Source organism: Catenulispora sp. MAP12-49 (genome assembly GCF_041262705.1).
Classification (GTDB): Bacteria; Actinomycetota; Actinomycetes; order Streptomycetales; family Catenulisporaceae; genus Catenulispora.
In genome coordinates this window covers 1-11,579 of record NZ_JBGCCP010000058.1, presented here as the reverse complement: position 1 = coordinate 11,579, position 11,579 = coordinate 1, and the positions used below count along the sequence as shown (strand labels likewise).

The 11,579-nt window shown below is 69.8% G+C and carries 8 protein-coding genes; 2 read left to right on the top strand and 6 right to left on the bottom strand.

What is annotated here, in order from left to right:
* Positions 1–12 precede the first annotated feature (12 nt).
* The 3 genes from ABIA35_RS46825 to ABIA35_RS46815 form a co-directional block, all read right to left on the bottom strand.
* On the bottom strand, positions 13–330 hold the full coding sequence (locus ABIA35_RS46825; RefSeq protein ID WP_370334053.1) for a transposase: 318 nt from the start codon (positions 328–330) through the stop codon (positions 13–15).
* Positions 331–436: 106 nt separating this feature from the next.
* Positions 437–976 carry a sigma-70 family RNA polymerase sigma factor gene (locus ABIA35_RS46820; protein ID WP_370334052.1) on the bottom strand — a complete coding sequence of 180 codons (540 nt, stop codon included), beginning with the start codon at positions 974–976 and terminating at the stop codon, positions 437–439.
* Between the two features lie 87 nt (positions 977–1,063).
* Positions 1,064–1,990, bottom strand: coding sequence for a helix-turn-helix domain-containing protein (locus ABIA35_RS46815; protein WP_370362316.1), 927 nt, complete (start codon positions 1,988–1,990; stop codon positions 1,064–1,066).
* 116 nt (positions 1,991–2,106) lie between these two features.
* On the opposite strand from ABIA35_RS46815, the gene ABIA35_RS46810 reads away from it, so the two are divergent.
* Positions 2,107–3,006 carry an MBL fold metallo-hydrolase gene (locus ABIA35_RS46810; protein ID WP_370362315.1) on the top strand — a complete coding sequence of 300 codons (900 nt, stop codon included), beginning with the start codon at positions 2,107–2,109 and terminating at the stop codon, positions 3,004–3,006.
* Between the two features lie 146 nt (positions 3,007–3,152).
* On the opposite strand, the gene ABIA35_RS46805 is transcribed toward ABIA35_RS46810, so the two are convergent.
* From ABIA35_RS46805 to ABIA35_RS46795, 3 genes are all read right to left on the bottom strand, one after another.
* On the bottom strand, positions 3,153–6,629 hold the full coding sequence (locus ABIA35_RS46805; RefSeq protein ID WP_370362314.1) for a GH92 family glycosyl hydrolase: 3,477 nt from the start codon (positions 6,627–6,629) through the stop codon (positions 3,153–3,155).
* Positions 6,630–7,513: 884 nt separating this feature from the next.
* Positions 7,514–8,362, bottom strand: coding sequence for a helix-turn-helix transcriptional regulator (locus tag ABIA35_RS46800; RefSeq protein WP_370362313.1), 849 nt, complete (start codon positions 8,360–8,362; stop codon positions 7,514–7,516).
* Positions 8,363–8,432: 70 nt separating this feature from the next.
* A complete protein-coding gene (locus ABIA35_RS46795; protein ID WP_370362312.1) occupies positions 8,433–9,257 on the bottom strand; it encodes an SAM-dependent methyltransferase in 825 nt (274 codons plus the stop codon).
* Positions 9,258–9,443: 186 nt separating this feature from the next.
* Here ABIA35_RS46795 and ABIA35_RS46790 point away from each other — a divergent pair, with 186 nt between their 5' ends.
* A complete protein-coding gene (locus ABIA35_RS46790; RefSeq protein WP_370362311.1) occupies positions 9,444–11,297 on the top strand; it encodes a glycoside hydrolase family 15 protein in 1,854 nt (617 codons plus the stop codon).
* Positions 11,298–11,579 lie beyond the last annotated feature (282 nt).

Here is an 11,579-nt window from a genome sequence, read left to right as displayed (position 1 = left end):
CGCAAGCGGCACTCAGCGCTTGGCGCCCCCTGCCGTTGAGGCCCACGGAATGATGGTGCGTGCCTCCGGACCGGCGCCCAGAGCCGAGACCAGCCGCTCCCACGTGCCGTCTTTCCGCCACGCGTAGAAAAGGGCATATGTGGTCTGGTGGGGTCCGTAACGGTCAGGAACCCGGTCCCAGCGCCCACTCTCACGAAACCGCCAGCGGATGCCGTCGATCAGCTCGCGCCGCGACCGGTAACGAGGCCGTCCGCCCTTCCCGCGCGCCGTCGGAACGGGCAACAACGGCTCAAGCAGAGCCCACTGGGCATCAGTGAGGTCGCCGTCCATGGGGTACTCCCCTCGCATCGACATCTCAGACAGGAACGCAGCGGTTCCGAGATGCACTACGCGCGGGGCCGCGCCTCATATCACCGACGCCGCAAGATTTTTCCGCTCAGCGCTCATACCCCAGGTCGGCCAACGCCTTCCGCAGGTTCCGCACCGCGTAGTACGTCCGAGACCGGGCGGTACCCAACGGAATCCCCAGCAGCTGAGCCGTCTCCTCGATCGTGCGGCCGTTGAAATGCACCTCGACGATCATCACCCGATGCTCCGGGCTGAGTTTGAGCAACGCCCGCTTCATCACCTGCGCCACCAGCACGCGCTCGAACTCCGGCTCCTCGGCCCCGAACGCGTCCACCCCCGACTCCTCGGCGTCGCCGACCTCCTGGGGCCGGGAGCCACGAGCCCGCGCCGCGTCGACCGCCGCCCGCCGCGCGACCGTGAAGACCAGCGGCCGCAACGCCTCGACCTCGCCGCCGAAGTTCTCCGGATGGCGCCAGATCCGCACCATGGTCTCCTGCAACAGATCCTCGGCGCGCGCCGTATCCCCCAGGGTCAGACGCAGCAGATAGCGCAGGAGCGGGCCCGAATGCACACGGAACAGCTCGGCCATGAAGGCGTCCGCTGTCCAGTCCGCACGCGCAGCACCCATTCAGAACCTTCTGTAGACCGGTTCAGGCTCCGAAACGGCCGGCGTGTCAGGACGGCCTCGGGACGACTGCGCGATTCTAGTACAAGGTCAGGCCGGTAGTTCTGCCACCTCGGCACCTTCTGGTTCTGACACCTCGGCACCGTCGCGGACCGGCTGATGTGCCACATGGGCCAGGAGCTCCAGCGCCGCGGCGGACGCGGATTCCCGCGGAGCGGTGCACGTGATGAGGGTCTGGTCGGGTCGTTCGACCGAGCGCAGGGTCTGCTGGGTGACGGTCAGGGTTCCCACGATCGGGTGGTGGAGCTCGTAGGCGGCGGTCGCACAGGATTGGACCCGGTGGTCGGCCCACATCGTGGTGAACTCCCGGCTGGCCAGGATCAGCTTGCCGATCAGGGCGGCCAGGGCCGGGTCGTCGGGGTGGGCTCCGGCCGCCAGGCGCAGGTTGCCCACGACGGCTCGGGCTTTGCTGTCCCAGTCCGCGTAGAGGGCGCGGGTGTGGGGGTCGAGGAAGACCAGCTCGGTCATGTTGGGACGGCGGCCGGGGACCGAGGCGCTGTCGCGGTCGAGGTGGCCGGCCAGCAGGGCGTGGCACATCGGGTTCCAGGCCAGCACGTCGCCGCGCCTGCCCAGGACGAGCACCGGAACCTCCCGCATCGCACCGAGCAGCTCGAGCAGGGCCGGATCGGCGTGTTCGACCGGCGCCGGCCGGGTGATCCGGCGCCGGCCGGCGGACTCGGCCAGGGCGTGCAGGTGTTGCCGCTCGGTCGGGGCCAGCCGCAGAGCCGCCGCGATCGCGTCCAGCACCTGCGGCGAGGCGTTGCGGGACTGCCCCTGCTCCAGGCGGGCGTAGTACGAGGGGCTGACGCCCGCGAGCAGCGCGAGTTCCTCGCGGCGCAGGCCCGGAACGCGACGCCGGTCGCCGTAGGGCGTGACGCCGAGTTGCTCGGGCCGGACGCGCGCGCGGCACGCCTTGAGGTACTCACCGAGTTCGCCCGGGTTCTCGCGATCAGCCATGGGCCCATTGTCGGACCACCGCGGCCGCTGTGCCGCACCCTGCCGGGGTGTGCCACGCACAGGGGCACCCCGACACGGCGTGGTTGCCGGCCCGGACGACGATCGATAGTCGTGGCATGAACGAGATCACCATCGGCGACGTCACCGTCGCCCGCGTCGAGGAGCTGCACGGGCCGGTCGGCATGACCCCGGAGCAGTTCTTCCCCGGCTGGCCCGACCGGGACTGGCAGGACAACCGGGACTGGCTCGTCCCGGACCACCTGGGTGCCGAGGACCGGATCGTGCAGGTCGCGTTCCAGACCTTCGCCCTGCGCAGCGAAGGCCGGATCATCCTGGTCGACACCGGGATCGGCAACGACAAGACCCGCTCGGCGGTCCCCGCCTGGGACCACCTGTCCTCGGGCTACCTGGACAACCTCGCCCGCGCGGGAATCCGCCCCGAGGAGGTGGACCTGGTCATCAACACCCACCTGCACGTCGACCACATCGGCTGGAACACCCGGCTGGAGGGCGGACGGTGGGTGCCGACCTTCCCCAACGCGACCTACCTGATGCCCCGGCTCGACGTCGAGCACTTCGATCCCTCGAAGAACCCGGATATCGCGAACGGGGTGAACGCCGGCGCCTTCGAGGACAGCGTCGAACCGATCCGCGCCGCGGGTCTGGTCCAGCTGTGGGAGGGCGAGCACACGGTGGACGGCAACCTGCGCCTGGTGGCGGCACCGGGCCACACACCGGGCGCGTCCGTCCTCCAGCTGACCTCGGGCACCGACCGCGCCCTGTTCGCCGGCGACCTGATGCACACCCCGCTCCAGGTCTCCCACCCCGACCACCACAGCTGCTTCTGCGAGGACCCGGCCACGGCCCGGACCACCCGCCGCGACCTGCTCGGCTGGGCCGCGGACAACACGGCGCTGATCCTGCCCGCGCACTTCAGCGGACAGACGGCGTTGGAGGTCGTCCGCAGCGGCAGCGCGTTCGCGATCAAGGACTGGGGTCCGTTCCCCGCGTACTGATTCGAGCGCCGGCGCGGCGGCCAGAGCGCGGGCTTCTGGCGGGCTTCTGGCGGGCTTCTGTGAGCGGGGGCTCGCGCGCATGATGCCCGGCCGAGGCTGAGAGCCTCGGCCGGGCATCACCTTCTCAACTTCTCAATCCCCTGTCATCAGTGAGCGGTGGCGGGCGTCACCACGATTCCGTCCGGGACGTTGCCGACGACGACCGGTGCACCGACCGCGCCGGTGGCGACCGTCACGGGACGCACGTCGTTGGTGTTGGTGTCGACCACCCACGCGACGGTGCTGTCCGGCGTGAAGCCGACCGCGTAGGCGCCCGACCCGGTCGGGATGAGCGCGCCGGGGACGCCGGTCGCGATGGTGATCGGGGTGACGCCGCCGGCGCCGGAGTCGGCGACGTAGGCCACCGAGCCGTCCGGGGAGACCCGGATGCCCTGCGGGCCGGCGCCGACCGGGATCGTGGCGGAGACGGCGTAGGCGGCGGTGTCGATGACCGAGACGCTGTTGCCGCCGCCGTTGGTCACGTACGCCTTGGAACCGTCGTGGGCGAAGGCGACGCCGAACGGCGCCGCGCCGACCGCGACCGTGTGCACGACGGTGCGCGAGGCGAGATCGACGACGCTCACCGTGCCGTCGCCCTGGTTCGCGACCCACAGTTGGGTGCCGGCGGGGTTGATCATCACGCGTTCGGCCTGGCTGCCCACCTTCACCGGCGGGCCGGCGGTCAGGGTGGCCACGTCGATCGGCTGGACGGTGCCGTCGCCGAAGTCGCTGACCCAGACCGTCCTGCCGTCCGGGGTCGCGGCCAGGTCGGCGGCGACGCTGCCGACGGGAACGGTGGCGATCACCTGGTTGGTCGTGGTGTCGATGACGGTCACGTTGTTCGTGTTGTTGTTCGCCACGAACAGGCGCTTGCCGTCCGGCGTGATCGCCTCGCCGTCGGGGCCGCTGCCGACCGGGATGGCCGGGCCCGCGTTGCCGGTGCGGATGTCGACCGGGGTCAGCGTCCCGTCGCTGTAGTCGGTGACATAGGCGGTCGGGATGAAGACGCCGGGCGCCGCGACGGTGGCCAGGATGTCGGTGGTCGGCAGCACCGCGCCGTTCGACGCGCTCGCCCGCACCGCGACCTGGTAGTAGCCCGAGGCCGTCGCCGGGTCCGGGGCCAGGCTGACGGCGGTCGTCGTCACCGCCCCGGCCGCGACCGTGACAGTGGTCTGCGACGGCGTGGCGGCCAGACCGGCCGGACCCTGCGCGCTCCAGGTGACGGTCGCCGGGGACGTGCCCAGCGTGTTGTCGACCTTCACCGTGACGCTCGTCGTCGTCCCGGGCGCCACACGGACCTGCTGCGGCGTGACCGACAACGCCGCCCGGGTGGCGGGCGGGAAGCTGACCGGCCCGGCGCCGAACGACGGCGGCGCGTCCTGGGGCGCCGAACCCCACGTCTGGTCGGGCGAGGCACCGAGCGTGTAGTCGAGGTGGTGATCGCGGCCGTCCAGCATCAGATACGTGTGCTGCGTTGCCCGGCCGTCCAGGCGCACGCTCTGGATGTACGGAGCCGCGTCACCGGCCTGCGGAGCCTTGATGGTCAGGGTGTTGGCACCGGCGTGGATGACGGCCGAGGAGAACAACGGCGCGCCGAGCACCAGCATCGGCACGCCCGGGGTCTGCGGGTACACGCCCAGCGTCGCCCAGACGTACCACGAGCTCATCGCACCGAGGTCGTCGTTGCCCGGCTCGCCGCCGGGGGTCGCGGAATACAGCGTCGAGGTGATGCGCCGCACCACGCGCTGCGTCTCCCACGGTGCGCCCGCGGAGTCGTACGCCCACGGCGTGCCGAACGCCGGCTCGTTGCCCTGCCAGTGGTACGGCTGGTTCGGCCCGGCGTTGAGCTGCGTGAAATACGTGTCCAGCCGCTGCCGCACCGCGGCATCGCCGCCCATGCCGTCGAACAGGGCTCGCAGATTCTGCGGCACCATCCACGTGTACTGCGACGCGTTGCCCTCCTGGAAGCCGCTTTGGCCGAAGCCGGACTGGCCGGCGGTGGTCGGGTCCCCGGACGGGAAGGCGCCGTCGACGTCGCGCGGCTGGATGTATCCGGTAGCCGTGTTGAACACCGACGCCCAGTTCTGCGAGCGCTTCAAGAACACGGACTCCTCTGCCGTGTCACCGGAGGCGTGGGCCAGCTGGGAGATGGCGAAGTCCGCCAGCGCGTATTCCTCGGTCTCCGACGCACCGTTGGGCACCGGGCTGATCGAGTCGGACCCGACGTTGGGCACGTAGCCCTTGGCGATGTAGTCCTGGCCGTGCGGCCGCTCCACATACCAGCCCTGGCCCTGAGCGCCGGTGCCCTGGGCGCCGTGGACCATCGTGGCGACCGCCTTGCCGAGATCGAAATCGCGGGCGCCGAAAGCGTAGAGGTCGGCGAGGATGGGATCGGCGGCGTCGCCGTTCATGACACCGGTGTAGCCGTTGACCGAGGGCCACTTGGGCAGCCAGCCGCCCTGGTCGGCGTCGGCCAGCAGCGAACGTGCCATGTCCGAGCCGCGATCGGGGTCGAGCAGCCCGATCAGCTGCATCTCGGAGCGGTAGACGTCCCAGCCGGAGAAGTTCGAGTACTGATGGTGTCCGGCGGGCGCGGTGTGGACCTTCCCGTCGAAGCCGGGGTACGCACCGTCGGCATCGTCGATCACGCTCGGGTCCAGCTGCGTGTGATAGAGCGCGGTGTAGAAGCTCGACTGCTCAGCGGCGGTACCGCCGGCTATCTCAATCTTGCGCAGCTGCTTGTTCCAGGCCTGATGGGCCGCACGCGCCACATCGTCCACGTTCCACGACGTCGCCTCGGCCGCGAGGTTGCGGCGCGCGCCGGCGGCCGAGGTGTAGGAGACCCCGACCTGCATCCGCACCTTCGAATCACTGCGGGTGTCGAAGGTCAAAGTGCCACCGGTACCGCCGCTCCAGGTGGCCGAGGAGGTGAAGGGCCGGTCGAATCGCGCCGCGAAGTAGACGGTGTAGGAGTTGGACTGTCCGCAGAAGTGGCCGCTGGTGACGGAGCCGGTTATCTCCCGGTCACCGGTCACCGCGAAGGTCGCCGCCGAACTGCCGGACGCCGATCCGGCCGAGTTCACCAGCACCCGCGCTTGGTCGGTGGCCGGGAAGGTGAATTCGCCCAACCCCGTACGCGCGGTGGCGGTGAGCCGGGTCTTGATCGCGCCAGACGTTCCGGGCGCGAGGGTCACCGAGTACAGGCCCGGGGTCGCCGATTCGGTGCTGTGGCTGAAGGGCTGCCGCGCGGAGGACGGGTCCGCGGGAACGGCGCCGACCATCGGCAGCACCGGGAAGTCGCCGCCGATGGCGCATCCGGGCCCTGAGACGTGGGTGAGGCTGAGCCCGGTGATCGAGGTGTCGGCGTAGTCGTACCCGCCACCCGGAGGCCGCGAGGAGGTGTCCGGACTCCACTGCACCATGCCGAACGGCGTCACGGCCCCGGGGAACATGTCGACCTGGCCCACGACGTCGCCGCCGCTCCCGGTGCCGATCAGGGGATTGACGATGGCCGCGGGATCCGAGACAGGCACGGCTTTGGCGTCCGCGGAGCCGGCGCTGGCTGCTTGAGGGGAGATGGCCATCGCGAGTATCGCAACACTGAGCATCGCGATGAGGCGGGGTCTGGGGGTGAGGCGGGATCTACGGGTGTGAACGTTCCCAAGACGGCGCATTCGTCTCCTTGCATGCCAGCGGCCGACGTCGTTGTCAGGCGACAGGCTGACGGAGAAGGCAGCGGGCGTCAAGATCCGGCGTTCGTCGCGGGATCGCTTGTAGGAGGCGGGCGTTGTGCGTGGCAGCACCTAAGGTACGTGCCAGGGCCGGCATTTGGTCTGGGTAGGTGGTGCTGTCTACTGCGATAGTCAAGATCAAGAGCGACAGTCAAAGACCACAGTCAAGAGCGCCTCCGGCGGCGCCTACGCGGCGAGCGGCGCTCTCTCCGGGGATGGGGGGCCGCGCTGTCGGGCGGCGGACGCTGCTTGTGGTCGCCTTTGTCCCGCCTGTGGGAAGGGTTCCCGCACCTCACGCACGCACCACCCGGCCGCCGCTGTGCCTCACCGAGTGGACCCCGCCCACACCACAGACGGGGAATCCGGGACGGAGGCGACCACTAGCAGCGTCCGCCGGCAGCCAGCGCGACCCCCACTCCCCGGAGCCAGGCCGCACGCCGTGCAGGCGCCGCCGGAGGCGCCCTTGACTGTCGCCTGTGACTGTGGCCTGCGACTGTCGCTCTTGATCTTGACTATCGCAGTAGACAGCACCACCTGCCCAGACCATCAGCAGCCAACGCAGCCCAGACCACGCCTGACGACCGCGCCAGCCTGCGGATCCCGTAAACCATGCGCGAAGCCGTAGAGAGCCTCTAAAACCCACCCACCAACCGAACCAACACCCCCAACCCGACCCACACATACACCAGGGCCGCCGCATTTCAAACAGCTGGCACTTCAAACAGAAGCGCTCTACATCAACCCTGTCTGGTCCGCGCCAGCAGCGCCCACGTCTCGGCGTCGCTGGGTGTGTAGACGTTGATGTAGACCTCCGGGCAGAAAGCGACGTCGAGCTGCGTCAGCGTGAAGTTCATCAGTCCGAGGTCGGGATGCATGACCCGCCGTGACCGCAGGCAGGGCTCGGCGACCTCTTGCCGCGCCCAGATCTTGGCGAACTCCGGCGAGGTGGCCGATAGGCGGGCGATGTTCGCCTCCCACTCCGGGTCGCCGATGTGGCGGGCGTAGTTGCTGCGCAGCCTCGCCACGAGGTAGGCGATGTCGTCGTCGTAGTCCGGCAGCCATCGGCGGGCGTTCGGCTCGGTGATGGTGCACCACAGCCCGTTGTGGTGCAGGCAGCCCAGGTCGTGCCAGCCGGCGAAGAGCACCTGGAAGGCCTCGTTGGTGCCGAGCGTGTCCAGGCGGCTTGTCGCGAGCGTCGCCGGCAGCGGGTCGAGCGAACGCAGGATGGCGAAGACCGCGTCGGGAATCACGAGGTCGTCGGCCTGGCCGCGCAGCGGGACGGCTCCGGCCAGGACGTGCAGGTGCTCGCGCTCGACCGGGTCCATGCGCAGCGTCGTGGCCAGCGCGTCCAGGACCTGCGTGCTGGCGTTGATCGCCCTGCCCTGTTCCAGCCACGTGTACCAGGACAGCCCGACCCCGGCGAGCTGCGCGACCTCTTCGCGCCGCAGTCCCGCGGCCCGCCGCCGGACGCCGTCGGGCAGGCCGACGTCTCCGGGCTGGATCTTCGCGCGCCGGGTCTTGAGGAACGCGGCCAGTTCGGCCCGCCGGGTCCCCTCGGCAGCGCCGCGCTCGCTTGTTTCGGTCATCCCAGCCCGCCCGCTTCCGCCCCCGCCCGCGTGTGGATCAAGGCTACCCGAGGACGCTCGTCTGCGGCCGCTACACGAGCCGTCTGCCGACTCCGGCGATCAGACTGTAGCGAGCGACGTCGCCGCCGAGCGGGTCTGTCCGCAGCGCTTCGGGTTCCGGCCTCCAATGAACGATGTCCACCAGACCCGGCTCGAGCAGGTCGTACCCTTCGAAGAAGCGCCCGATCTCAGCCTTGCCGCGGAACACGCCAGGCTGCGTGGTCTTGGCATAGACGGTCTCGACGTCGCCGACCTGCTTGGGCCGGTATTCGTTGGTGCCGTGGCTCATGACCAGGTGGGAGCCCGGGATGGTGGCATCCCGGTAGGCCGCCACGATCCGGGCCGGGTCGTCCTCGTCCGGTATGAACGGCAACACCGAGACCAGCAGAACCGCCACCGGAAGGGCGAGATCGAGTCCTCCGGCGTGGACCGCCTCGTGCAGAACCGCATCCGGATCCCGCAGGTCCGCGTGCACGACGGCGACACCGTTCGTGTCCCGCAACAGCACCGAGGCGTGAGCGATGGCCACCGGGTCGGAATCGACGTACACCGTGCGAGCCCCGGGCCTGCGCGCGGCGACGATCTCGTGGACGTTGCCGACGGTGGGAATCCCGGAGCCGAGGTCGAGGAACTGCTCGACGCCGAGCGCACACAACGCGGCGACGGCTCGGCCCAGGAACGACCGATTGGCCCGCACGACATGAGGCGCGTCCGGGAAGGCCTTCTGCGCCTGTTCGGCAAGATCCCGGTCTGACGGGAAGTTGTGAGAACCGCCGAGGAAGTAGTCATACATCCGCGCCACTGATGGACGCTCGATGTCGACCTCATCCGGCGCCCATGCCGGCCGATGCTTCATCGCGCCCTCTGCTTCATCACGCCCTCCTCGGACTCGGCACGCGATGCTACCGGGTAACCACCAGCAAGCGCACAGCCACCACCTCCACATGGAGCAACGAGCCCCCCGACGGGAGGCCGAATCGCGCCCGGCGCCGGATAGTGGAAGGGTTTATAGAGGCTTTTCCACGACGACGCGGGAGTAGCCATGGACCGCTATCCGCTCATCGCCGACCACGGTCTGGTGGGTGACCTGCAAACCGCGGCGCTCGTCTCCTCCGCCGGTGTCGTGGACTGGTTCGCGGCGCCCCGCTTCGACTCGCCCAGCCTGTTCGCCTCGCTGCTCGACCACGCCCGCGGCGGGTTCTTCAAGCTGGCGCCGACCCACCCGGACGCTCAGGCCAAGCAGCTGTACTACCCGGATTCCGCTGTCCTGATCACGCGGTTCACGTCGCCGGACGGGGTCTGCGAAGTCGTCGACTGGATGCCGCCGATCACGTCCACGACCCCGACGGACCGGCACGCGCTCATGCGCGCGGTCCGCGTGGTGCGCGGCGCGGTCACGATGACGATGGAATGCCGTCCGCGCTTCGACTACGCGCGGGCGGGCCACGAGCTCCGGCTCGACGGGGAGAGCGCCGTCTTCCGCTCCCCCAGCGCCACCGCGTACCTGCAGGCAGGCAACTTCCCGATGGCTCAGGACGGCGACGACGTCCGCGGCGAGACGACCCTGCGGGTCGGCGACATGGCCGGGTTCGCCCTCACCGTGTGCGCGCCCGACAGCGCCCTGCCCCCGCCGATGACCGCCGAGGACGCCTCCGAATCCGCCTGGGGCACCATCCATTTCTGGCAGCAGTGGGTGCGAAGCTCGACCTACCAGGGCCGGTGGCCCAGCGCGGTCAACCGCTCCGCGATCACCCTCAAACTGCTGATATACCACCCCACCGGCGCCCCGGTCGCCGCGGCCACCATGGGCCTGCCGGAGCAGATCGGCGGCGAGCGCAACTGGGACTACCGCTACACGTGGGTGCGCGACGGCTCGTTGTCCGTGCGCGCGTTGCTGGACCTCGGCTTCGTCGAGGAGGCGGACAAGTTCGTCCACTGGATCGGGGAGCGCCTGCGCGACCGCGAGAGCCGGACCGGCGACCCGCTGCAGATCATGTACCGGGTCGACGGCGACCCGACGCTGACCGAGACGGTCCTGGACCATCTCGAGGGCTACCGCGGTTCGGCGCCGGTCCGCGTCGGCAACGCCGCCGCCGACCAACTCCAGCTCGACATCTACGGCGAGGCGATGTACGCCCTGTCCGAAGGCGCCTTATTGCAGCGCAGCACCGGGTATCAGGGGTGGAAGTCGCTGGCAAAAACCCTCGACTGGCTCGCCGACTCCTGGGACCGCCCCGACGAGGGCGTCTGGGAGACCCGCGGCGGGCGCAAGGACTTCACCTTCAGCCGGGTGATGTCGTGGGTCGCCTTCGACCGCGGCATCGCCTTGGCCACCGAGTTCAGCCGCCCGGCGGACCTGGAGCGCTGGACCAGGGAGCGGGACACGATCATCGAGCAGATCATGACGCGCGGCTGGAACGCCAAGGAGCAGGCCCTGGTCCAGCACTACAGCGACGGCAACGGCGGCGACGACGGCGTGCTCGACGCCTCCCTGCTGATCATCCCGCGCATGGGGATGCTCGCACCACGGGACCCGGCCTGGCTGTCCACCCTGGACGCGATGGACCGCACGCTGGTGTCCGACAGCCTGGTCTACCGCTACGACCCGGCCGCCTCGCCGGACGGACTGCGCGGCAACGAAGGCACGTTCAGCCTGTGCAGCTTCCTCTACGTCGACGCACTCGCCCAGGCAGGCCGAATCCGCGAAGCCCGCTACGCCTTCGAGAAGATGCTCACCTACTCCAACCACGTCGGCATGTTCTCCGAGGAGATCGGCCCGACCGGCGAACAACTGGGCAACTTCCCGCAGGCCTTCACGCACCTGGCGCTGATCATGGCGGCCACTTCGCTGGACAAGGCGCTCGACGATGCCGCGAATCAGGGGCTTGACATATAGAACAGGGCTTTGCCTGAGCGACAGAGGCGCCCTTATGTGTGTGGGTATGGCTGGTTGCGGTTTGTTCGTGGGTTGACAGGCACAGGCGTTTCTTGACGGCTTCGCGCATGGTTTTGCGGGATCCGTTGGTGGCGCGGGTCGGGGGTGGCGCTGGTTTCGCGGGGCGGTGGTGGTGTGGGCAGGTGGGCGGCTCTACTGCGACAGTCAAGGGCGACAGTCAAGGGCGCCTCCGGCGGCGCCTGCGCGGCGAGCGGCCTCGCTCCGGGGAGTGGGGGTCGCGCT